The sequence below is a fragment of the Saccharibacillus sacchari DSM 19268 genome (genome assembly GCF_000585395.1).
Lineage (GTDB): Bacteria > Bacillota > Bacilli > Paenibacillales > Paenibacillaceae > Saccharibacillus > Saccharibacillus sacchari.
In genome coordinates this window covers 1105175-1129056 of record NZ_KK073875.1, presented here as the reverse complement: position 1 = coordinate 1129056, position 23882 = coordinate 1105175, and the positions used below count along the sequence as shown (strand labels likewise).

19 protein-coding genes and 1 riboswitch are annotated in these 23882 nt (G+C 53.5%); of the genes, 13 read left to right on the top strand and 6 right to left on the bottom strand.

Going from position 1 to position 23882, the window contains the following annotated elements:
• The first annotated feature begins 3 nt into the window (after window positions 1-3).
• The 5 genes from SACSAC_RS04980 to gntK all read left to right on the top strand — a co-directional run bounded on the left by SACSAC_RS04980 (window position 4) and on the right by gntK (window position 6179).
• On the top strand, window positions 4-972 hold the full coding sequence (locus SACSAC_RS04980; RefSeq protein WP_245608580.1) for an ROK family protein: 969 nt from the start codon (window positions 4-6) through the stop codon (window positions 970-972).
• Window positions 973-1260: 288 nt separating this feature from the next.
• A complete protein-coding gene (locus SACSAC_RS26815; protein ID WP_051506877.1) occupies window positions 1261-2619 on the top strand; it encodes a zinc ribbon domain-containing protein in 1359 nt (452 codons plus the stop codon).
• Window positions 2620-2913: 294 nt separating this feature from the next.
• On the top strand, window positions 2914-3813 hold the full coding sequence (gene gnd / locus SACSAC_RS04970; protein ID WP_037284052.1) for a phosphogluconate dehydrogenase (NAD(+)-dependent, decarboxylating): 900 nt from the start codon (window positions 2914-2916) through the stop codon (window positions 3811-3813).
• A gap of 103 nt (window positions 3814-3916) precedes the next feature.
• Entirely contained in the window at window positions 3917-4588 is a 672-nt protein-coding gene (locus tag SACSAC_RS04965) for a GntR family transcriptional regulator (RefSeq protein ID WP_037292066.1), read from the top strand.
• A 43-nt stretch (window positions 4589-4631) separates the two neighbouring features.
• A complete protein-coding gene (gntK, locus tag SACSAC_RS04960; protein ID WP_037284050.1) occupies window positions 4632-6179 on the top strand; it encodes a gluconokinase in 1548 nt (515 codons plus the stop codon).
• 440 nt (window positions 6180-6619) lie between these two features.
• Window positions 6620-6757: riboswitch (SAM riboswitch) on the bottom strand.
• Window positions 6758-6832: 75 nt separating this feature from the next.
• Here the strand turns inward: gntK and SACSAC_RS04955 are convergent.
• Window positions 6833-8011, bottom strand: coding sequence for a pyridoxal phosphate-dependent aminotransferase (locus tag SACSAC_RS04955; RefSeq protein WP_037284048.1), 1179 nt, complete (start codon window positions 8009-8011; stop codon window positions 6833-6835).
• Window positions 8012-8106: 95 nt separating this feature from the next.
• On the opposite strand from SACSAC_RS04955, the gene SACSAC_RS04950 reads away from it, so the two are divergent.
• On the top strand, window positions 8107-8895 hold the full coding sequence (locus SACSAC_RS04950) for a carbon-nitrogen family hydrolase (RefSeq protein ID WP_245608579.1): 789 nt from the start codon (window positions 8107-8109) through the stop codon (window positions 8893-8895).
• A gap of 119 nt (window positions 8896-9014) precedes the next feature.
• Here the strand turns inward: SACSAC_RS04950 and SACSAC_RS04945 are convergent, their stop codons facing one another.
• The 3 genes from SACSAC_RS04945 to SACSAC_RS04935 all read right to left on the bottom strand — a co-directional run bounded on the left by SACSAC_RS04945 (window position 9015) and on the right by SACSAC_RS04935 (window position 11508).
• Window positions 9015-9563 (bottom strand): S-layer homology domain-containing protein, encoded by a 549-nt coding sequence (locus SACSAC_RS04945; RefSeq protein ID WP_084777914.1) that lies wholly within the window; start codon window positions 9561-9563, stop codon window positions 9015-9017.
• 410 nt (window positions 9564-9973) lie between these two features.
• Window positions 9974-10810, bottom strand: coding sequence for a 1,4-dihydroxy-6-naphtoate synthase (locus tag SACSAC_RS04940; protein ID WP_037284042.1), 837 nt, complete (start codon window positions 10808-10810; stop codon window positions 9974-9976).
• A complete protein-coding gene (locus SACSAC_RS04935; RefSeq protein ID WP_037284040.1) occupies window positions 10807-11508 on the bottom strand; it encodes a futalosine hydrolase in 702 nt (233 codons plus the stop codon). The genes SACSAC_RS04940 and SACSAC_RS04935 overlap by 4 nt, the downstream gene beginning before the upstream one ends.
• Window positions 11509-11811: 303 nt before the next feature.
• Between SACSAC_RS04935 and SACSAC_RS04930 the strand changes: the two genes are divergently transcribed.
• The 3 genes from SACSAC_RS04930 (at window position 11812) to SACSAC_RS04920 (ending at window position 16890) form a co-directional block, all read left to right on the top strand.
• A complete protein-coding gene (locus SACSAC_RS04930) occupies window positions 11812-12339 on the top strand; it encodes a mismatch-specific DNA-glycosylase (protein ID WP_037284037.1) in 528 nt (175 codons plus the stop codon).
• Between the two features lie 403 nt (window positions 12340-12742).
• Window positions 12743-15250: a bifunctional diguanylate cyclase/phosphodiesterase gene (locus SACSAC_RS04925; RefSeq protein WP_084777913.1), complete on the top strand. Its 2508-nt coding sequence runs from the start codon at window positions 12743-12745 to the stop codon at window positions 15248-15250.
• 749 nt (window positions 15251-15999) lie between these two features.
• Entirely contained in the window at window positions 16000-16890 is an 891-nt protein-coding gene (locus SACSAC_RS04920) for an aldo/keto reductase (protein ID WP_037284034.1), read from the top strand.
• A gap of 127 nt (window positions 16891-17017) precedes the next feature.
• On the opposite strand, the gene SACSAC_RS04915 is transcribed toward SACSAC_RS04920, so the two are convergent.
• Window positions 17018-17323 carry a hypothetical protein gene (locus tag SACSAC_RS04915; protein ID WP_051506876.1) on the bottom strand — a complete coding sequence of 102 codons (306 nt, stop codon included), beginning with the start codon at window positions 17321-17323 and terminating at the stop codon, window positions 17018-17020.
• A 508-nt stretch (window positions 17324-17831) separates the two neighbouring features.
• Between SACSAC_RS04915 and SACSAC_RS27480 the strand changes: the two genes are divergently transcribed.
• Window positions 17832-18989 carry a polysaccharide deacetylase family protein gene (locus SACSAC_RS27480; protein ID WP_245608577.1) on the top strand — a complete coding sequence of 386 codons (1158 nt, stop codon included), beginning with the start codon at window positions 17832-17834 and terminating at the stop codon, window positions 18987-18989.
• Between the two features lie 351 nt (window positions 18990-19340).
• Window positions 19341-20612 carry a methyl-accepting chemotaxis protein gene (locus SACSAC_RS04905; RefSeq protein ID WP_037284027.1) on the top strand — a complete coding sequence of 424 codons (1272 nt, stop codon included), beginning with the start codon at window positions 19341-19343 and terminating at the stop codon, window positions 20610-20612.
• Window positions 20613-20761: 149 nt separating this feature from the next.
• Here the strand turns inward: SACSAC_RS04905 and SACSAC_RS04900 are convergent, their stop codons facing one another.
• Window positions 20762-21682, bottom strand: coding sequence for an AEC family transporter (locus SACSAC_RS04900; protein ID WP_037284023.1), 921 nt, complete (start codon window positions 21680-21682; stop codon window positions 20762-20764).
• A gap of 287 nt (window positions 21683-21969) precedes the next feature.
• Here SACSAC_RS04900 and SACSAC_RS04895 point away from each other — a divergent pair, with 287 nt between their 5' ends.
• Both SACSAC_RS04895 and SACSAC_RS04890 read left to right on the top strand, forming a co-directional pair.
• A complete protein-coding gene (locus tag SACSAC_RS04895) occupies window positions 21970-22431 on the top strand; it encodes a hypothetical protein (RefSeq protein ID WP_037284021.1) in 462 nt (153 codons plus the stop codon).
• Window positions 22432-22711: 280 nt separating this feature from the next.
• Window positions 22712-23503, top strand: a complete 792-nt coding sequence (locus tag SACSAC_RS04890) for a DUF4261 domain-containing protein (protein WP_051506874.1) — start codon at window positions 22712-22714, stop codon at window positions 23501-23503.
• Window positions 23504-23882 lie beyond the last annotated feature (379 nt).

Below are 23882 nucleotides of genomic sequence, written 5' to 3'. Positions count from 1 at the left end.
CCCGTGACGGATCGAGATTCGAACAAGACGGAGCGCGCGATAGACGCTTCCGCGGTCATCGGCGCGATCGAAGCGGGAGGGACCAAGTTCGTTTGCGGAATCGGAACCCCGGACGGCAATATTACGGACCGGATAAGTTTTCCTACTGTGCAGCCGGAAGAAACGCTGCGCCGGGTGATCGATTATTTCGAAGGCAAAAACGTGCAGGCGATCGGCATCGGTTCGTTCGGTCCGATCGACTTGCGCACGGGCAGCGAGACGTACGGTTTCGTGACCACCACGCCCAAGCCGGGTTGGAGCGGCTTCGACTTTTTGGGCACGCTGCGGCGTTCGTTCGACGTGCCTTGCGGTTGGGATACCGACGTAAACGCCGCCGCTTACGGGGAAGCCATGTGGGGCGCGGCGCGGGGATTGAACGATTGCGCGTATTACACGATCGGAACGGGCGTCGGCGTGGGCGTATATGCGGGAGGACGGTTGCTGCACGGTCTTCTGCATCCCGAAGGCGGACACGTGCCGGTTCGCCGCCATCCGAACGACGGGTTCGCGGGCCGATGCCCTTATCACGGCGATTGCCTGGAAGGCATGGCTTCGGGTCCGGCGATCGAAGAACGATGGGGTGTCCCGGGGCACGAGCTTGCGCCGGATCATCCGGCTTGGGAGATCGAAGCGCATTATATCGCCGAGTCCGTCGCGACGACGATCTTGCTGCTCTCGCCGCGCAAAATCATTCTGGGCGGCGGAGTGATGCAGCAGAAGCATTTGCTGCCGCTGATCCGCCGGCGCGTCGCCGAGCTGCTGAACGGCTACGTCGCCGCGCCGGAACTTGCCGAAGGGTTGGACGATTATATCGTCAGTCCGGGGCTGGGCACGCAATCGGGATTGAAAGGCGCGCTGGCGCTTGGGATTCGGGCGTTGAAAAATGAAGGAGCACCCGACCGGGCAAATCATGAAGTGCAGTACGAAACGTAAGATTAGAAAGTCATGCGAAAGACTCCTTGATCCGGCAAACATGCCGAGTAAAAGGAGTCTTTTTGACGTAGGGAGCAGCTCTATGATTGCATGCCAAATCTGTAAGGGGAAAAATGCGCGACACTACAGGAAGAAGGCGATAAAGAAGTTGGGGCGTAAGGAAATATTGTCCTAAACATTCATGAATATGCTACATTAGAAGCAGTCGAACAAGCATCAAGGGGTCTTATGTCCCGGAATGCCTTTACCGACCATGATGAAGCGCCTATTTCCGGGAGGGATCTAAATATGTATTGCAACAAATGCGGAGCGCAGCAGCCGCAAGGCGCGGCGTATTGTTTTTCATGCGGAACCCGTTTGAACTCAAGTACGCCGGAACGGCCCGTTATCGATCTCGGCAAAAAGAAACCCGAGCCTGCGGAGAAGCCTATAGAGCAGATTCCTGCGGTTCTGCCTTCCGTCCTTTTATCCGAAGGCAAACCTTCCGCGAATGCCGAAAATTATCGCTACCCGGAGTCGAAACCGTCGTTTTTTTCGCGGAACGGTTCTTGGTTTTCGCTCGCTTTATTGGTTTTGTTGATTGTTGGGGGTATTTACGCATGGAATCAATACAAAGCGAATATCGGCGAGCAATCTGCCAAGTTCCGAGCGGATGCCGAAGCATTTGCGATAAATGGAGACTATACGGCTGCTCGCGATAGTCTGAATCAGGTTTCTGCCTTAAATAACGACGAGGCTTCGGTCGATACGGATCTGGGCTATCTCGAGACGGCTGAGCGTATTCAAATTGAACTTCAACAGGTAAGCGCCAAGATCGAAAGCGACGATTTGAACGGGGCTCAACAACTTCTTGAGACGGTTGAGACGGAGCTGGGCGAACGTTCGAGCGTATTGTTGGATCGTGAAAAAGCGGAATTTTTACGGCAAAAGAATCTTTTGACCGTTATGCGTACCGGAAAAGAGGCACAAAGCCTGGACAACGTGACGGCGCTTGCTCCTTTGCTCGATAAGATTAAAGAGATCGATACGACCGAAGCGGAAGAAGTACGCGCGATCATCGTAAAGCAAATCGTGGAAGTAAGTTCGAAGCAAGCCAATTCGCTTCTGCAAAACCAAAGTTTCGCCTCCGCGACCAAAGCCGTCGAACAAGGGTTGAATTATGCGCCTGCCGATTCCGGTCTGCTTGCGCTGAACGGCCTGATCGAATCGGCAAAAGCGGAAGCGGAAACCCGTAAAAAAGAGCAAGAAGCGCAAGCTGCGGAAGCCAAGCGTCTGGCCGAGGCCGAAGAAACCCGGCGCGTCGAACAAGCCGCCGCGCAGGAACAAGCGGAATATACGGTTCAGGCTTTTTACGACCATATATCCATGCAGTACTACAGCGACGCGTATGACCTGCTGGGAAGCCGGTGGCAAAAAGGTACCGGTTATTCGGATTTCGTCACCGGCTACGACAATACGTACAGCGTATGGATCGACTCGATCGATTCGGCGCAAAACGAGGACAACGTGGAAGTCACTGTTTTCCTTACGGCTTGGGAAAGCAGCGAATACGGCATGACCTACTCGACCTATCGATCCGTTTACGAAGTCGGTTACGAGAACGGAACGATGAAAATCTTGAGCGGCAAAGGCGAGAAATTGTCTTAAAGAAGAAAAACACGCCCTAATTTCATTCCCCAAACCCTATTCTAATTTGAAGCCTTAGCGGAGAGAGAAATTCAGTTCAAGATGCCTTTGAACTTGGAAAACTTCAACTCAAACTTTCAATCGACTTTTCCAAGTGAGACAGCGAATTGAACTGAATTTCTCTCGCAGCGCCCCCGCTTCACCCAACGAATAGGACCTCCCCTCTTTACAAGTTGGGTAATACAGCAGTAAGATAAACAAGTAACTTGTATACAGGTATACAAACCATACAAATAGAAGAGGGAGTGGACTTTTATGAATATCGGTATGATCGGACTCGGCAAAATGGGCTACAACCTCGTGTTGAACCTTTTGGAGAACGGACACGGCGTGGTCGTGAACGACGTCAATCCTGAGCCTGGACGCGAACTGGCGCAGAAAGGCGCGGTAGCGGCAGAATCCGTAGCGGAACTCGTTGCGCAATTGCCGAAACCGCGCGTGGTTTGGGTCATGGTTCCTGCCGGACCTATCGTTGACGGCGTACTGGACGGACTGTCCGAGCTGCTTGAAGAAGGAGATATCATCATCGACGGCGGCAACTCGCAGTACAAAGATTCGATCCGCCGTTCCGAGACGCTGGGGCGCAAAGGCATCTTCTTCTTCGACGCCGGCACGAGCGGCGGAATGTCGGGCGCGCAAAACGGCGGTTGTTTCATGATCGGCGGCGACAAAGACGCGTTTGCCGTGATCGAACCCCTGTTCAAAGACCTGGCGGTCGAGAACGGCTACCTGTACACCGGACCGAGCGGAAGCGGGCATTACTTGAAAATGGTGCATAACGGCATCGAATACGGCATGATGCAAGCGATCGGCGAAGGCTTTGAAGTGTTGGAAAAAAGCGCGTTCGACTATGACCACGAAGCCGTGGCCCGCGTTTGGTCGAACGGTTCGGTGATCCGCAGCTGGCTGATGGAACTGACGCAAAACGCTTTTTCCAAAGACCCCAACCTGGACGAAATCCGCGGCGTGATGCAAAGCTCCGGCGAAGGCAAATGGACCGTGCAAGAAGCGCTCGACCTCGAAGTCAGCACTCCGGTTATCGCGCTGTCGCTGTTGATGCGTTACCGCTCGTTGGAGAACGACACGTTCCACGGCAAAGTCGTGGCGGCGCTGCGCAACGAGTTCGGCGGCCACGCGGTAGTCAAGGAAGACTGATCCGCAACGGGCAACAAGCGGGAACAACCGAAAAACGAAATCCGGCGTCGACGACTGCACATCGCGCGCCGGATTGATTTCGTTCACAAGGAGTCGTTTAATGATGCAATATCCTTCGGCTTGGCTTCAAGGAGTTTCGCTCGGCGAATCGATCGCGAGTCGGCTGCGACTGCAAATTATCAACGAAGAGATCCGGCCCGGAGAAGTGATTTCGGAAAACAAAGTAGCCGAGCTGTTCGGCGCCAGTCGTTCACCTGTTCGGGAAGCGCTTAAAATGTTGGCGGGCGAAGGCTTGATCCGTTTGGAACGCATGGGCGCGGTCGTGATCGGCCTCGATCTCGCGGCGATCAAAGAACTTTACGACGTGCGTTATCTGATCGAAAGCTTTGCGCAGCAGCGGTTGGCCAAGCAAGACAATGAAGCGTTGATCATGCGTCTGGAGCAGGGGATCGATCGGATGAAACTGGCGATCAAGCACGGCGACTGCGTAGAATTTGCTTATCAAGACTTTTCTTTTCATGAGCGTATCGTGCAGGGGGCAGGACATACCCGCATTTTGCATTTATGGAACAATATCCGCCCGATCGTCATGACGGTTATTTTGCTGACGACGGATAATGGTTTTAAGCAGGGCAACGAACGAATGGAGTGGATCGCGGACAAGCACCGGACCGTGATCGAAGGACTGCGTTCGGGCGACGAAGAGCAAATCGGGCAGATCGTTCGCGCTTATTTCGACGATTCGGATGAAACATTGGGACGCAGTTTGTCTTGAGAAAAAGGCGGGTTGCCGCATACGAAAGGATGAAGACTGAAGCATGAGCGAACAATGGATGATCGGCGTGGATATCGGAACGACAAGCACGAAGGCTGTACTTTTCAAGGAAAACGGGGAGGTCATTGCGCAGGAAACGGTCGGATATCCGCTGCATACGCCGTCCCCCTCGATCGCTGAACAAGATCCGGACGAAATTTATCGGGCAGTCGTGCAAGCGGTTGCGGGAGCCGTACGCGTTGCGCAAGCCAAACCCGATCAGATCCTGCTCGTTGCTTTCAGTTCCGCGATGCACAGCCTGATCGGCGTCGACGAGACGGGTAATCCGCTGACGGCGTGCATCACCTGGGCGGACAACCGAAGCGCGGCCTGGACGAAAAAGCTGAAGTCGGAGCTGAACGGACACGAGATTTATTTGCGGACAGGCACGCCGATTCATCCGATGTCTCCGCTGGCGAAATTGCTTTGGCTGCGGCATGATCGTACGGAACTGTTTGAGCGGTGCGATAAGTTTATTTCGATCAAAGAGTATGTCTTTTTCCGATTGTTCGGCGAATATGTGGTCGATCATTCCATCGCGTCGGCGACGGGACTATTCAATCTGGAAATGCTGGACTGGGACGAGGAAGCACTTGCGCTTGCAGGCGTGACGCCGGAGCGGTTGTCGCAACCCGTACCGACGACGCACGTGGTCAGCGGCTTGCAGCCGGCGGTCGCGAGCGAGCTGGGTTTGGGCGTGGAGACGCCGTTCGTCGTGGGCGCGAGCGACGGCGTGCTGTCGAACCTCGGCGTAGGCGCGATTCGCCCCGGCGTCGTCGCGGCCACGATCGGCACAAGCGGCGCGATCCGAACCGTGGTCGACCGTCCGGTAACCGATCCCAAAGGGCGCTTTTTCTGTTATGCTTTGGCTCCGGAACTCTGGGTCATCGGCGGTCCGGTCAACAACGGCGGGATGCTGTTCCGTTGGGTGCGGGACGAGTTCGCGGCTTCGGAAGTGGAAACGGCCAAGCGGCTCGGAATTGATCCTTATGATGTACTCACGCGGATTGCCGAGCAGGTTCGTCCGGGATCGGAAGGATTGTTGTTCCATCCGTATCTGACAGGCGAGCGAGCGCCGTTGTGGAATCCGGATGCGAGAGGCTCGTTTTTCGGGCTGACGATGAATCATAAGAAAGAGCATATGATCCGTTCGGTTCTCGAAGGCGTCATTTTCAACCTGTATACGGTCATGTTGGCGATGGAAGAACAGATCGGGCGCCCGCAAAAGATTCATGCGACCGGAGGGTTTGCCCGATCGCCGCTGTGGCGTCAGATGATGGCGGACATTTTCGATCAGGAAGTCATGGTGCCGGAAAGCTTCGAAAGCTCCTGCTTGGGCGCGGCGGTGCTGGGTCTGTATGCGCTTGGCCGCGTGCCGTCGCTCGACGTGGTCGAGTCGATGATCGGCGGTACGCATCGGCATGAGCCGGTTGACGAGCATGCGAGGGTATACAAGCATCTGCTGCCGATCTTCATTTCCGTTTCACGCAGCCTGGAGAACGAATACGAAGCCATTGCCAAGTTCCAACGGGAGATGGCGGGGGAAGTCTAACCGGGCTTGCAAGGCCATGCGGGCAAAAGGAAAAGCGAAGCATAAGCAGCGGCAAAACGCATAAGCAGCGGAAAAAGGCCTGCCTTGAAACGAGCCGGGAAAGCTCGTATTCGGGGCAGGCCTCTATTCCGAAAGCACCGACGGTCCGGATGATTGCATTTGAGGATGGAATCAGTCGTTTTTTGCAGCCGGGATCGGAGCGACCGATCCGGATGCGCGTCGGTGAAGGGACGGAGTGACATTTCGGCAAGCTGGACGCATTCGGCATAAGCCGAACGCGTCCGCGGAGAAAAGCCTGCGGCAGGGACCGCGTGCTTTTCCCGATATAAGAACCGGCAATGCCGGGCTTACGCGGATTGTAGAGGCTTGTCCCTTTGAAAAAAAGACATCAAAAAGCCTCTTCTTATCATCAAGAAGAGGCTCGAATGGGCGAAGGTCTCTTCTTATCTCTCCGTTCATTCGTCCGCGCAAAAAATAAGCAGGATTCGAATGAACGAGCAAGAATTAGCACCGTGCCCCGTAAAGGGTCGGTTGCCGGGCTTCATCGGGCTTTTCCCTCCGCCTGCTCTTGATAAGATGTTCTATTCATCACGTATAAGTAAAGCATATGCCTGAATTATGCCATGCTTGACCTGTAGCTGTCAACGGCCCGGTCAACGTTGGAACAAGTCCAATCGGCCGATCCGATGCACGGCTTCGAGCAGCCGATCCTCTTCGGTGAGCAGTCCGACGCGAACGTAACCTTCTCCGTGCGCACCGAAGCCGACGCCCGGCGCAACCGCGACATGGGCGCGTTCGAGCAGCAGCGAAGCAAACGAAGTCGAGTTATGTCCCGCGGGAACCGGTAACCATGCAAAAAACGAGCCGGTCGGCATCGGAACGTCCCAACCGATGCCGCGCAGGCCTTCGATCAAGGTATTCCTGCGCGATTCGTACCGAGCAACCAGTTCGTTTACGCAATGTTGCGGCCCTAATAAAGCTTCGGCGGCTGCTGCTTGAACGGCTCCGAATAAGCTGACATGCAGATGGTCTTGCAGCAGATTGAGCATTGCGATTACGCTCGGATTGCCTGCCGCGAAAGCGACCCGCCATCCGGCCATGTTGTACGTTTTGGACAGAGTGTAGATTTCAATTCCGGTTTCTTTGGCTCCGGGCGCTTGCAGGAAGCTCGGCGGCTTAGTGCCGTCGAATCCGATTGCGCCGTAAGCGAAGTCATGGACGACGCAGAGATCATGACGCTGCGCAAAAGAGGCCGTTTCGGCCATGAATTCGAAGGAAGCTGTCGCCCCGGTCGGGTTATTCGGGTAATTGAGAAACATCAGCTTCGCAAGCTGAAGAGCTTCCGGCGGAATCGCATCGTAATCGGGAAGGAAACCATTCTCTGCTAACAACGGCATCGGCTGCATCCGTCCGCCGGCCAGCTCGATGCCCGACCAATAATCCGGGTAGCCGGGGTCCGGAACCAGCGCGACATCGCCGGGATTCAGCAAACATTGCGCGGCTTCGATCAATCCCGATTTGCCGCCGAACAAGATCGCGATTTCTTTTTCCGGGTGCAGCTCGACTTCGTATTCCCGTCGATAGAACTCGGCGGCGGCTTCTTTCAAATAGTCAAACCCGCGAAACGGCGGATACCGATGATTCAGCGGATCACGGCCTGCTTGTTCCAACGCTGCGACGATATGCTCCGGCGTGGGACGATCCGGATTGCCTTGTCCCAAGTTGATGATATCGTGTCCTTGCGAAGCAACGCGCGAGACGTCGGCCACAAGCGATGCGAAAAACTGCCGGGGCAGACGATCCAAAGCAGCCGAAGACGTAAAGGTTTTCACGGAAACACCTTCTTTGCGAATAGAGTGTGTACAGCCCCAGATCATAAAGGCTCCAGCCGTAAAAGTAAAGCCTGATGCGAAACGGAGGAAACGTCGTGAATAAACGGAAAGTCACCTGTATTCAACATGATGTCCTATTCGGAAATCCGGAAGCTAATTATGCGAAAATGGAAGAATTGCTGGAACGCGCGATGAAGGATGCGCCGGATGTGATCGTACTCCCCGAATTATGGACGATCGGTTACGATCTTACGCGGCTGGACGAGATTGCGGAGGAAGGAGCCGGGCGTACCAAAGATTTTCTGTCAAAGGCGGCCCGGCGCTACGGCGTATATCTGGTGGGAGGTTCTACCGCCAAGCGCACAAGAGACGGCGTGTATAACACTTTGCTCGTTTACGACCGCGAAGGACAGCCGATCGGCGAGTACGACAAAGCCCATTTGTTCAAGCTGATGGACGAACATCTCTATTTGCGGTCCGGCAGCGAAAAAGGATTGTTCGAGTTGGGCAGCATCCGCAGCGCGGGCGCGGTTTGTTACGATATCCGTTTTCCCGAATGGATTCGGACGCATATGTCGTCGGGAGCGGAAGCGTTGTTCGTAGTCGCCCAGTGGCCGCTGGCGCGTCTGGAACATTGGCGCGCCTTGCTGATCGCCAGGGCGATCGAGAACCAATGCTGGGTAATCGCCTGCAACCGGAGCGGCAGCGATCCTTCGAATGTTTTCGCGGGACATTCCATGGTGATCGGGCCTTGGGGCGAGATCGTTGCGGAAGCCGGCGAGAGCGACGAATTTCTAACCGCGGATATCGATATGGCGGAAGTGATCAAGGCGCGGGGAAGAATTCCGGTGTTTGAAGATCGCAGGCCGGAGTTGTACGAGTAGACGGAAATATTCTTTTAAAAGCTATATCAAAAAGCCGATCTCTTACGGGATCGGCTTGAGTGGTGCTATTTCAAATAACGATATGATTTTTATGCCGAAAGTTAGGCAGGGTCACTGATTCATTCGGGTAAGAGATGATCGATTGAAGCGGCCATGATCTCTCCGTAATCCGGCGTAGAAACCGGGACGTCGCTCCAGGTCATCGGCAACTGCGGACCGGCTGGACGCTGCGTCAAACGGTTGAAAAGTTTAGCGGTTTCAACGCGGGTGATCGGCTGATCCGGACGAAACGAACCGTCCTCATAGCCGGGAAGCACGCCTTGTGCGGCCGCTGCACCGATAGCTTTTTCGGCCCAGTGACCACTTACGTCAGCGAAAGTTTTCGGTGAAGCAGATGTCCAATCGTACACATTCATCAAAATCTGAGCCATTTCTGCCCGCGTAACCTCTTGGTTGGGAGAAAAATTCGAACGACTCGTTCCTTCCATCCAGCCGTTTGAAACGACTAAAGCAATATCTTTGAAAGCCCAATTCGTAGCAGGCACGTCGTTGAAACGTATTTCCTTGGCTGCGATCGGGCTGATAAGAGTGCGGTGCAAGATGGAAGCGATTTCGGATCGCATGAGTCCTTTTTCCGGTCGAAACATGCCGTCTGGATAACCTTGCATGTACGCAACGTAAGTTTTCGAACCGCTCGCTTGTTGTTCAGCGGAAGCTGAGTCAGTTGCTTGAACGGAAGATAAGGGGAAGCCAACAGAAACTAATGAAAAAAGTGCGCAAAAGCTAATTAATTGTATTGTTTTTCGTTGATTTCGAACGATAGGGATAAGAATGATAAACGCCTCCGTTTCTTGGTAAAGTTGAACGACATCCGTCTTGGATCAAGTGTCGATTGACTTCGAAACGATCGTGCTTGAGGCGTTACCTCCTTTCGCACCCCGCGGGATTCGATAAAAATGGATCTACTTATAAATAAACGCTGCTTGCTTTATTCAACCCTTAAAATTCCTTTTGTTGAAAAAAGACCTATGCGATCTCCTATGGAGAGCGTAGGTCTTTTCATTTGAACATGAAATCATTAAACGAAGTCCAGCAACTTCTCGTCAAACGCCGGTACCAGGCCTTCGCGAGCGGCGCGCGTCAGCAGCGAGCGAATCGCGGCATAGCCGTCTTCGCCGAGATCGGCCGTGAATTCGTTGACGTAGAGCGCAATATGCGAATCGGCCACGGTCGAATCCATTTCCTGCGCATGTTCAAGCACATAATCGCGGGAAGCTTCCGGATTCGCCCACGCATATTCGACGGAAGCGCGAACCCATTCCGCGATGGACTTCGGATCGACCGCGCCGCGTTTGGCGATAATCGCGCCGAGCGGAATCGGAAGTCCGGTATCGGATTCCCACCAGTCGCCCATGTCGGCAAGCTTATGCAATCCGTAATTTTGGTAAGTGAAACGGGCTTCGTGGATCACGAGACCCGCGTCGATTTCGCCGTTTTGCACGGCGGGCATGATTTTGTCGAACGGCATGACGACCACTTCGCCGATGCCGCCCGGAATACTTTGCGCCGCCCAGAGACGGAAAAGCAGATAAGCCGTTGAACGTTCGCTCGGCACCGCGATGCGTTTGCCGGACAGATCGCTCGGAGCTGCCGCGTCCTTCGTCAGAACCAGCGGACCGCAGCCGCGACCCAGCGCGCCTCCGCAAGGAATAAGCGCGTAATCGTTCAGCACCCAAGGCAGGGCGGCATAGGAAATCTTCATGACCTCCGGACCTTCGCCGGCCGCCGCCCAGTTATTGGTGACGTCGATGTCGGCGTAGGTGACTTCAAGCTCCGGGGCACCGTCGATAAGACCATGCGCAAGAGCGTGGAACACGAATGTATCATTGGGACAAGGGGAAAATGCAATCTTCAAGCGAAAAACACCTCCGGTAAAATTGAGCTTGCCCGACGAAGCGCACCGAGCGCTTCGCCGATCTTCCAGGCTCCGCGATCGCGCGGGCCGACCGCGTTCGAGATCGCCCGCAGTTCCAGCGCGGGCAGACCGAACTGCCGGGCGGCTTCCGCCACGCCGAAGCCTTCCATGCCTTCCGCCGCCGCGCCGGGCACGCGCGCGGCAAGAGATTGCGCGCCTTCAAGCGTGCCGGTCGTCGTGGACACCGTCACGATCGGAGCCAGGCACGCTTGAAGCCCTGCGCTTCGAAGCGCGCCTGCAAGAGAGGCCGAGACCGCGTCCTCGGCCTGAATGATCGACGAGCCGAATCCCAGCTCGTCCACGGAAATAAAGCCTTCCGGGCTATCCGAGCCCAGATCGGCCGCAACCATTCGGCTCGCCACGACGAGCGAGCCGACCGCGGCGAGGCCCGCGAAGCCGCCGGCTATGCCTGCGCTGATCACGCGGCTGTAAACGCCGTTCATGAGCGCGCGCGAAGTTCCGGCAGCGACTGCTGCCGGACCTACGCCGCCCGCGACGACAACGAAGCGTTCATCGCCTCCCAGGCCCGCCAATACAGCGTCCCGTTCCGCCTCGACGGCGGTTACGATAAGAACTTTTGCCGAAGATGCATCGCCTTCAACGGAAAAGTCGTGAAGTGGTTGATCCGGCTGGTGCATTCGATCGACTCCTTGTATGATAGGTAGGTTCATTCATTTGAAGCCATTCATTCTTTAACGGTAACTCTAAAAATAACGAAAGTAAAGTGAACCGCAGAGCCCCGGGCCGCGTTATACGAAATAGGAGACTTGCAAAGCATGCCGGAGAAAGTCCGACGCGGCCAGAAGCCTTTCAACTAGCGTTGACAAGGTACTAGAAGCCTTCTGGCCTCTCCCGCATACGTGACTTTCCGGATAGCATGAAGGCCGTTACGGCCGAATATTCTTGACCGACTTTTAACGACGAAAGGGCGGATGGCTGCCATGCCGGAAATCGAAGATCATTTGGATTACGGATTGTCCGTATTGTTCATTGGTTTCAATCCAAGCTTGCGTTCGGGTGAAACCGGACATCATTATGCGAACCCGCGCAACAACTTCTGGCGTATCCTCGAAGACTCCAAGCTAACCTCGCGCCGCTACTCGCCGACCGAGGATCGCGATCTGTTGAAACTCGGCTTCGGCTTTACCAATATCGTAGCCCGCCCGACGCGCGGCGTCGAGGATATCGACCGCGAGGAATATCGGGAAGGCCGCAAAATTTTGCGTGCCAAGCTGACTGAGTATCTGCCCAAAGTAGCCTGTTACGTAGGAAAAGGCGTCTATGCCGAGTTCACCGGACGCAAAAAAGCCGATTGGGGGTTTCAGCCGGAATCGGCAGTCGACGGCGTTATCGACTTCGTCGCACCGTCTTCCAGCGGATTGGTTCGAATGCCGATGCGGGAAATCATCGGGATCTACACGGAGCTTCGCTTCTATCTGGAGGATGAGCGGGTACCTTGTCAACACTAAACGTAATCCTATGATTAAGAGTTGAAAGGGTACTAGGGCGTGTACGCAAACTCAACGCCATGCATCTTGACCTGCCTTTTCGCCCTCTTCTGGATTCGTACTTAAACCGTGTACGATTCCAGCGACGCGGCGTCATTTTCCCTTGACGTGCCCCGGCACGCCTTCGGAAAAATTCCTTGCCGAGAACGAAAATTCAGCTCAATCTGCTCCTGACGGAGTTTGCGTACACGCCCTAGCTGACTGAATACCCGGACCTTTTTCCCTTTTGCCCGAACCGGCAGTCCTAAAGTGGGATTTATTGGTTGTGCGCTGTAGAAAAAGTCTCGGGCTACCGATATATTGGATAGCTTCGTATTGTTGAAAATATACGCTTTTAAAACGGAAGGCATGAAAGGAGGAGAACATGGAAACCGTACAAGGCACATATAATATCGGACTTGTCATTGTCTCCTGCATCATCTCGGTACTCGCTTCATACTCGGCGCTCAATTTGGCCGGCAGAATTCACTTGGCGAACGGCAGATTGCGGGTCTTTTGGCTGGCCGGCGGTGCGGTTTCGATGGGAATCGGGATTTGGTCGATGCACTTTGTCGGCATGTTGGCGCTCCAGTTGCCGATGCAGATGACCTATAATATCCCGCTTGTTATCCTCTCCATGGTCGTGCCGATCTTTGTTTCGTTTATCGCGCTCTGGACCGTGACCCGGAAAAATTTGACGCGACGCGCATTGCTGATCGGAGGATTATTGCTTGCTTCGGGCGTGATCGATATGCACTATACCGGCATGGCGGCGATGGCGATGAAGATCAGTTATAATCCTTGGCTGGTCACGTTATCGGTCATCATTGCCATTACCGCCTCGATGGCGGCGCTCGCGCTGATGCGGGAGCTTCGGCAGGAAGGCAGCCGCCTCCTTTATAAATGGGCGAGCGCTCTGATCATGGGGGCGGCAATCGCGGGCATGCATTACACCGGCATGGCGGCGGCCCGTTTCCATATTCACGAGCACAGCGTCAGTTCCCTAAGCAGCGATCAGGTCGATATGGATAGCTTGGCTTTGATCATCGCGCTCAGCAGCATCCTGCTGATCGGCTTCACGATCTACGGCGCGTTCATCAACGGTCGCCTGAATCTGAAGGATCAAATGATCCGCGAGCAGGAAAAGTGGTACCGGGCGCTTTACGAAAACAACGTTGACGGCATCGTATCGATCGACACGAAAGGCAAAATCGTCGACATGAACCAGGCCTTGCTGGATTTGACCGGTTCATGCCGCGAAGATTTCATCGATCGTCCGGTCACGGCGCTGCAGCGGTTTTTCGATCCCGACGCTTATCGCGCAGCCCGCTCGAGGCATGACGAAGCGTTCATGACAAGCGCGGTCGCTTACGAGACGCAGATCCTCCATCCGAACGGCCAAACCGTACACTTGGGCGTGGTCAGCGTGCCGATCAGCCTCGACGGCAAACCGACCGGAACGCATATTATCGTGCGCGACATCACCCAGCAGAAAAAAACGCAGGCCACCGTGGAACATTTGGCTTATCATGACGAACTGACCAGCTTGCCGAACCGCAGACAATTCAATTCGCTCGTCGAGGAACGGATCGAACGCGCCGAAGGCCATGAACGCATAGCGGTCATGGTACTCGATATCGACCGTTTCAAGATGATTAACGACTCCCTGGGTCATGCGTACGGAGATGCCTTTTTACAGAAAGTGGGCCAGCGGATTTGCGAAGTGATCGATGCGGAAAAAGTCGTGCTGTCGCGCATGGGCGGGGACGAATTCGCTTTGATGTACCATTCCTTTGCGTCGGACGACGAGGTATCGCGCTTGGCGCAGCGGATCGTATCCGTTATTCAGGTGCCTTATACGCTTAAAGATAACGACTTTTACGTAACCGCCAGTATCGGCATCGCGATGTACCCGGAACACGGCGAAGATCGCGAAGAATTAATCAAGAACGCCGACTCCGCCATGTATGAGGTCAAGCGCGAAGGGAAAAACGGATATCGGTTCTATTCTCCGGATCTGGATGAGGAATTGCTGTTCAAGATCGAGATCGAAGCGGATTTGCGAAAAGCGATCGAGCGCGGCGAACTTGAGGTCTACTACCAACCGCAGTATCGGATGCCGGATCGCGAACTGATCGGCATGGAAGCTCTGCTGCGTTGGAAACATCCGGTGCGCGGCATGATTCCGCCGGACCGTTTCATTCCTATTGCGGAAGAGACCGGACTTATTATGGAGATTGGACGTTGGGTGCTGGAACAGTCTTGTCGTCAAACGAAGTCTTGGCACGAGGAGGGACAACCGAAGGTACCCGTTTCCGTCAACCTCTCCACCCAACAGTTCCACCAGCCGGACCTTGAATTCGATATCGAGCGAATCCTCGTCGAAACCGGACTGGAGCCGCAATACTTGGAACTGGAGATTACCGAAAGCATGATGATGGACGCGACGTTGTCGATCGCCATCATGAACCGTTTGAAGCGTCTGGGCATCCGTCTGAGTCTCGACGACTTCGGGACCGGTTATAGCTCGTTGAGTTACCTGAGCATGCTGCCGATCAGCCGCTTGAAGATCGACCGTTCCTTCGTCATGCGTCTTGAAGAAAGCGGCAACGAACGCGCCATCGTCACCACGATCATCGCGATGGCGTACAGCCTCGGCATGGACGTTATCGCCGAAGGCATCGAAACCGAAGGCCAACTCGAAATCCTGACCGGCCAGCGCTGCTTGGAATTCCAAGGTTACTACTTCAGCCGACCGGTTCCTGCGGGTGATTTGTTTCCGAATGAAGAGGATGCGTCTCAAGGCATGACGGCGGAACCGTCGGAAGCTTCCGCGACGGATGTTGAATCTGCAAAAGAATCGACTGAAGAAATGACGGAGCGCGGAGCCTGAGCAGTTCCTGCTCGCGAGAGGGAAAGTTTGTGCGCTGCGGGACAAATTCTTTCAAAGGCGTCTTGATCTGAATCTCTCCCTCCGCAAAAGGGCTGCCCCAAACGCCAACATGATGGCTTGGGACAGCCCTTTTATTATGGCATTAAGTTGAAGGATGTCATTGTTGTTATGCTCTTCCCTCAACTTCATTTTGTACTAAACGCATAGTTGCCTACACCGATCGCACCGTAGACGATTGTTGCGTATAAGCATGAATTTAAGGCGTTTCAGGACATAATCGAGCGCATTCGTGCATATAAGCAACAATAATCTCGATACACGCTTTTAAAAGCTGCGAACGACAAATATTGTTGCTCTTTAGCAACAATGAAGGTGCTTTTGAACAGAACTCGCTAAATTGTTGCTTGTTGGCAACAATGCTGCAGCTAATACGTAATGGTAATCCTAATGAGATCTGACACTTGCTTAGCCGTGCATCTTGACCTGCCTTTTCGCCCTCTGCGGATGTCTACTTGAAGCGTGTAGTCATCCGCCAACGACGGCGTCATTTTCCGAAGACGTGCCGCGGCACGCCTTCGGAACCCTTCCTTGCCGAGAACGAAAATTCGCCTAAATCTGCCTCCTTCGAAGTTTGCGTACACGCCCTAGAAGTGATCTTCAAAATTTGCCCTTTTAACGCAACAGGATTTTGGGTTTGCGATTTAGGTTTATAAATAGTAGAAGAGAACAAGAAAGGCGGAGATCCATCCATGAGTACCTATTCAGTCGAACAAATTCATCAAGGTTTAGCGCAGCGCACCATTGAGCTCGTCGACGGCACCAAGCTTCCCGCGATCGGCCAAGGCACGTGGTACATGGGCGAAATATCTTCCGAAGCGGCGCGCGAAGCAGATGCGCTTCGCCTCGGATTGGACCTCGGCATGAGCGTCATCGACACGGCGGAAATGTACGGGAACGGAGGAGCCGAGCGAGTCGTCGCGCGCGCGATCAAGGGACGGCGCGACGATGCTTTTATCGTGAGCAAAGCGTTGCCGAACCATGCAGGCCGCAATGCGATCGTGCAAGCCTGCGAGGATAGTTTGCGTCGTCTGGAGATCGAAGTGCTTGACTTGTATTTGCTGCATTGGCGCGGCCGAGTGCCGCTCGCCGAGACGGCCGAAGCGATGGAGAAACTGAAGCGGGACGGTAAAATCAAGCGGTGGGGCGTGTCCAACCTGGATCGGGGAGACATGGAGGAACTACTGGCAGCGCCGAACGGCAGAGGCTGCGAGACGAATCAGGTGTTGTATCATTTGGGCTCGCGGGGCATCGAATACGATCTTCTGCCTTGGCAGCAGCAGGCTCGCATGCCGATCATGGCGTATTGTCCGTTGGCGCAGGGAGGTTCGTTGCGCCGGGAACTCATGAACGATTCCGCAGTGCGGGATATTGCAGAACGATTGTCGGCTACGCCTGCGCAGGTACTGCTGGCCTGGGCGATCCGCGGCGGCGACGTCATCGCCATTCCCAAGGCGGCAAGCCCGGATCATGTTGCCGAAAATGCGGCCGCGGCTTTATTGCATCTGACCGAAGAAGACGAAGCGCGCTTGAATGAAGCCTTTCCCGCTCCGGGGCGCAAGGTCCCGTTGGAGATGGTATAGAACGCCAACGAAAGCGAAATGGCGAAAATCTTAAATTTTTGACATATAAAAAGACCCGGCTTCCAAGTCATCTCGGAGGTCAGGTCTTTTTGTTCGTCAAACGTCGGGGGTCGGTTGTCATGGGCAATTAACCCTTGATGCCGTCTTTATAGTTTTTGCTCCAGTTCTTGTCGCCGGTGTGCAGGGCGTCTTGAACCGTCTTTTCCAATGTTTCCAGCAGATCGGCCTTGATTTGAGAAATAGTATCGAAGTAAACACGCTCTTCGTTTCCGTTGATCCGTTCACCGTAAATGGCGAGAGCAGCGTTGTCGCAGCGATGTTTTTCGACGAGTTGATCGATCGATTGGAGAGCATGCTCAACATAGGACGAAATACCCTTGTGCTCGGTTGGCAGCAGATCTCTGAGTTCTTGTACACGGTTTTGCATTGGCATGTGAAGTCACCTCTTCGTTGAATGTAAATTTACAATATCACACTTTCACAAAAAGTTCATTAATTTTTCCTTAAATCTATATTTACATATGAAATTTAATAGAGAAATCAATGAAATCAAGGGAAATGCGATTTTTAAAAATGTTTTTTCGGACTGACGGCGATTATTTTTGGTGTTTCGAAAGTGTCTAACTTGTGTCTAATAGATATTTCGGCTGTTCGTTTTCATTTGTGTATAGCATTTAGGATACGTCTGCAAATATTTTTTTCGGGACTATTGAACTAAGAAAAACCCTAGTACGAAAAAGTGCGAATTTCCGAATAATTTGTAACTTTTTTTAACCGGAGTGTAAAGACATTGTGCGGCCGTATTCTCTATACTGGGACGCAGGAGTTGGAGCCGGGCATAAGCAATGCAGCACCCGCATGAAAATTCCGTAGCATCCGGGCAGACGGTATTCGAAGCAAGGCGGCAGACCGATCCCCCGGAAAACAACGGAGGTAGCGAAATGAAAAAGATCGAATGGCAGCGTACGTGGAAAAGAAGCGGTTTGTTGATGTTGATGGCGATCTTGCTATTGGCGGCAGTACCACAAATCACGAAAGCGGCGAGCGTTCGCGAGCTTCCGCTCGGGTACAATGATGAGCTGACGGGAATCAAAGCGGAGATGAACGCAGGCGCTCTATATGTGCCGCTTCGCGAAACTTCGCAGCGGCTGCATCTTAAAGTCAGCGGAACAACCGATAAGATCGTACTTGCCGGAAGCAAACATAGCGTTGTCATCGTCCCGTCCGAGCAAACGGCGTTAAACGGCAAAAAATCGACGCCGCTCAAGACTTATGTGAGCGCAGGCCGTACCATGATCCCCGCTTCGCTGCTTAAAGGGACATTCAACTTCGGTATTGCTTACGATGCAAGTGTTCCCGTTGTGCGGATCACCAGCGGCAAGCAGAAGTTGAGTCTTCAGAGTTTTGTCGAGCAGAATCGTACGGTCTTGAATAAGGATCGCGGGAAAACGGAAGAGAAGCCGCAGACGGAGAAACCGGCTTCGTCGAAACCGATCTATCTGACCTTCGACGACGGACCGACCGCGCATACGAATGAGCTGCTGGACATTTTGGATCAATATAACGCCAAAGCAACCTTCTTCATGTTGGGTCCTGGTATTTCATCCTATCCTAAGGCTGTTCAGCGTCTCGTCGAGTCCGGCAACGCGGCGGGCCTGCACGGCATGACCCATGTGAAAAACAAGTTTTACGCTTCTCCGGCATCGGCATTGGAAGAGATGAAGCAAGACAATGAAGCGCTGTACAAAGCTGCGGGGGTCAAGACGACTCTCATTCGCACGCCTTACGGCAGCAAACCTTATTTTACCCAAAGTTACCGTGATAAAGTGTTGTCCGCGGGCTTCCGCCTGTGGGACTGGAACGTCGATTCGGAGGACTGGAAGTACAAAACGGATCATCAGAAAGTCATTCGCAGCGTTCTCGACCAGATCGAAACAATCGAGAAACAAGGAACGGTTCCGGTTGTGTTGATGCACGATCAAAAAGCGACGCTTAAAGTCCTGCCTGAAGTTTTAAAAACGCTGAGTGCCGAAGGATTTACTTTTGAAGTAATTGAACAAGGCTCGACTCCGGTTAATTTTTGGCATGATAAACGCTGATTAAATCCATATTTATGGGCTTTCCGGGAGGAAGGCCCTTTTTTCTTTTGGCAAAGGGGTTCAAACTACCCTGCCGATGTGGGATAATCGTCTCAGGTTGTGGCAAGAGAGCTTGCTTGAACAAGTAGAGGCGCGCAAGGGGCGTGCAGCAAAGGGGGTTCATTAAAAAAGAAAGAATTTTATGTTTTTATTCATTGAAGCGGTTACAAAATCGATAAAGAGAAAATGGGAAAGCGTTCCGCGTGCTAAAAGCAGCCGTTCCGGGGGGATCGGCGGAATTGGCGTGCCGCGCATGACTGGGGCAGTCGCAGACGACAGACCTGGAATCGAAGAGTTGGGGGAAAAGCGCAGATGAAACTTAATTTAGGAACAAAAATGGTTGCCGGGTTTGTTTTGATCTCCGGGATCACGTATGCAACAAGCGCCTTTTTTATTTTCTTTTTGAAGGCATATATTGCGAGCTCCATGGCGGATTGGTTGTACACGACGATCATTTTGCTGATGGGCGTGTTTTGGAGCGGCGTTCTGGGCTGGTTAGTCTCCAAATTATTAACAAAGCCTATCGTGCAACTGGCCAATGCCGCGCAAGAAGTTTCGGCAGGGAACCTGGCTGTCGAAGTTCCCCGGCGCAGTGCGCAGGATGAAATCACGGTGCTCAACGATGCTTTCCGCCAAATGGTGGACAATCTTCGCGACATGGTCGAGGACATTGCTTCCGGAGCAGGAGTCACGTCCGAGAACGTGCAGATGATGAGCGACGCGATCTCCGAAGCCGCGCAGCAGATCGAAGAAATATCGGGCGGCGTGGACCGGATTCACGAAGGCGTGGAACACCAACAACAGTCGACCGAAAATTCGAGACGCAATGCCGACGAGATGTTGGATGCGTTCCGCGGGATGAAGAGCAGTTCGCGGGAAATGATCGATTTATCGGGCGGCATGGAGGAATCCGTACGCACTACGCGTAATATCTTTGTGGCGCTGCGCGAAGGGATGGGCGAACTGTCCGAATCCAGCGTGCGCTCTCAGGAGATGGTTGGACGTCTGGAGCGCGAAGCCGCAGACATCGAAGTTATTAACCGTTCGATCCGCGATATTGCTGAGCAGACGCACCTCTTGGCCTTGAATGCTTCGATTGAAGCCGCGCGTGCAGGCGAGCATGGTTCAGGATTTGCCGTTGTGGCCCACGAGATTCGCAAGTTGTCCGAGCAAAGCGCGGATTCGGTCGGTCAGATCGGCGATCGGATCCGTCGTATTCAAGATCAGGTGCGCGATACCGTGCTTCTTATTCAGCAGCAAAGCGAGCGTGTAAGCCGTGAAGAGCAGCACACCGGGGCTGTCGAAGCGAAGTTGGAGCGTCTTGACGCCGCCGTGGATGGAATGGTCACTTCGGTTCGCAGCATCGAGACCATGATCTCCGAGCAAACGGGCCGAGTGGACCTCGCGCATCGCCATGCCGGCGAAATCAGCGAACGCGCTATTTTATTCGCGGAAGAGGCCAAGCGCATCGCAAGTTCCATCCACGAGGAGTCTGCGATCATGGAGGAATTGTCCACCTCTTCGGAGGAGTTGAACCGGATGACCGGACGACTGCTCGACAAAACGACGGCGTTCCGGATGTAAGCATAAGCTTTTAGATAGGAAAATAACGAAGCCGCAGTGAATGATTCGGGTCATTCGCTGCGGCTTCGTTATTTTCGTAGCGGACTGTCTTATTGTAGTATTCGGAAGAAAAGCAAGTCTGTGAGCGATGTCTCAATTTGAGTTTGTTTTTACAGATTGCCCGAGATCGTAATCAGCACGGTCACGGTCACAATATTCAGAATCGTCGATACCAGTACCGTCTGTGCGGCAAAGTCCGGTTCATTGCGGTATTCTTCGGCCAAAATGGCGGAATTGACCCCGGTCGGCATGCCGGAGGCGATCAGTAACGCTTGCGCAGGAATGCCTTTTAAGCCGAGCGCCAAAATCAGCAGATATCCGATTACCGGAGCCGCAATCAGGCGCAAGATCATGCTGAAGTAAATCGCCGGGCGTCCGAGCCGCAGCGGATACTTCACGATCTGTGCGCCGAGCGTCAACAGCGCCACGGCGACCATCGAATTTTGAATATAGCCAAGCGGCTGCGTGACGAAATTCGGAAGCGGCACAGCAAAGGCGTGGAAGAGAAAGCCGAGTACCAGCGCATAAGGCACAGGTATTTTTAAAAAGCCGATAAGCACGCTCCGGTAATTGCCGCTAAGTCTGGCCCCTTGAATCGAGATGACGCCGTAGGTAAAGGTCAGAAGACTTTGGAAAGACATAAGCAAAGCCTGGATGGATGCGGCAAGCGGCGAACCTGCGAATACTAACTGATTAATCGGCAGCCCGTAATTGCCCGAGTTGTCCAACAGCACGCTGTTGGTGAAGGCGGCCTTCATGCTGCTTGGATACTTGAGCGAGCGGGTGAGAATAAAGCAGAAAATGTACAACACCCCGATATACAATCCGTAAAAAAGAGCGACGCTGCCCAGCAATTCAAGCGAGATATTGGACTGGTACAAGCTCATGAACACGACCGCAGGCGTTATGTAGTAAAAGTTGATCTTGGACAGCGTATACAGATCAAGTTGGAACAGTCGCTGCATTAACGAACCGGCAACGATCAATACGAATACGGGAAGAACGACGTTCAGCAGGATCTCGACGATCATCAGGGCTTCAGCCTCTTTCGGTCGGGTTTTCGCATAGTGACGAATTGGGTTTCATTATACCATCAAAAATCAAAGCGGCACGTCATAATCTGTTTGAGACGCCGTCGTACATTGGCAAGCCTTTCCTCTATACAAGGAGGATCTCCTTGCGGTAAAGTGAAGGGAGAAACGTGCTGCGAGGCAATCATCTGTTCTGGAGCATAAACTCAATTCCGTCTAAGCCGATTGGCGGAGTGTAGATTGGGAGTTGAACAGGATGCCCGCATGCCGACGAAAGGAGATCGAAAATGAGCGAAACCACGCAAACTACGGAACGGGTCAGATTATCCCAATGGGATGCCATTGTGCTGGAGAGCGTCCGCGCGCTTGGGTTGGATGGCGAAGAATTGCTGAGTCGCGCGGCAGAAGGCAATCTGCCTCCTGCCGACGGCTCGATCATAACGGACTTCGCCCCGCTGCTCACTCTGCATCGCGAGCAGCCGGAAGTTCTGGAGCAAGCCGTCAAGCAGGGTTATCGGATTAAATACAATACGCTGGGCGGCATCAACACTTGGATTCGCATCGTCTTCGGGCTTGAGTCCGAAGTGGAGCGCGAAGAAGGGGCCGAGGGCGTTGCCGTGGAACTGACTCAAGCCGAGCGAGATATGCTGTCTCCGGTGCTGTCGATCGGTTGGATCATCGAAGCGCAAGGCGGCGAGGCCGTACGCGAAGAAGCAGCTCTTTATCGGGTGGTGCCGGTTCGCGGCTAGCCATTAATCAATAAAGGAATAACCAAAAGTCGAAGGCCGCCGGACATCCGTCTTGCGGCCTTCGACTTTTGGTTATTGACTATCTTGCTTTACCGCGTTTGTGCGACACGCAAACTGATTCTTGATACCTGTAAACGGCTCCCAGTTCCCGGTTCGAGGGGGCTTTTTTTGAGTCTTAGGCAGGAGTTATGTAAATTAGGGCTAAATGTTGCCCGGTATCGGGTAAATAAATGTTCGATTGTACATATAACGATGAACGATGAAAAAAGGAGGCGCGGAGATGGAACTGTTCGAACGACCTGGAGAAGAACGGATACGCAGGGAGCGTAAGCGGCGTCCTGCCGAAGCCGGCCAGACGCTTGTTGGATTTGTATTGCTGAGCGAACCGGAATGCGATTTTCCGCGTTTTATCCGTAATTTGAAAAATGATTGGGATATTGAGGCGGATGCGCTTCCGGAGCATGGATCCTTGGGGTTTGAAGCCGACGGATTGCGCGTGACCTGCTCGTTAGTGCGTGCTCCGCTTCCCGGTACTACCGTGGAGGAATGCTGCGGCGTGAATCCGCTTTGGCCGGAAGCGGAAGAGTCGATCGAAGGCTATCAGGCTCATGTTATCGTCTCCGTATCCGGCGCGTCGGACTTGCTGGGCGGACATGTGTTGTTCACCCAAGTATTATGCAGCATGCTGAAACAGGAACATGCGCTGGCGATGTACATGTCTCCCATGGTCATGTCGGCGGAGGCTTATATCCAAAACGCGATGCTGCTTAAGGAGGGCGAACTTCCGGTTCAATTGTGGGTGTTCGTCGGGCTATACGAGGAGCAGCAGGGAATTTCATCGTATACGGTAGGGCTGCGCCGTTTTGGCCATGACGAGATTGAAGTGCTGCGCTCCAGTCGCGACCTCGTCGATGTATTTGAGCTCACCTTCCATATTGCAGGCTATGTAGTGGACTGCGACGCCAAGTTGCAAGACGGAGAGACGATCGGATTTTCTGCGGAGCAGCAACTGTCTCTTCAGTTGTCCGAAGGAATTGCGGTTGAGGGACAGTCCATCAAGATCGGGTATTAGGCGGGGCAAAGACGAATAGAGGCCATTATGCGTATTATCGTACCTTCGATCATGGAGGCGAAAAAGCCCTGTGCCCCCTTGACGGGGAACACAGGGCTTTTAAGCGCGGCGGAATTTCTTTTAGGAATAGGATATGGCGCATGTTTCTCTGATCCTTGCCATCATCTTGCACAATATACAACATTTTTCGCATAAAAGTGCTGGATTTGAACCGGAGTTGCAGCAAATGCAAGATTTCGGATCAAGACAGGTCTTTTTAAGTCCTATTTAGCGAATATTATTGCAAATCCTACAACTTGGATTAGCAAAATAGATGTTTATTGGCCTTAATCTTGTATTCAGTGCAGCATGCAGGAAAATCAGCAGGAAAGAGCGAATA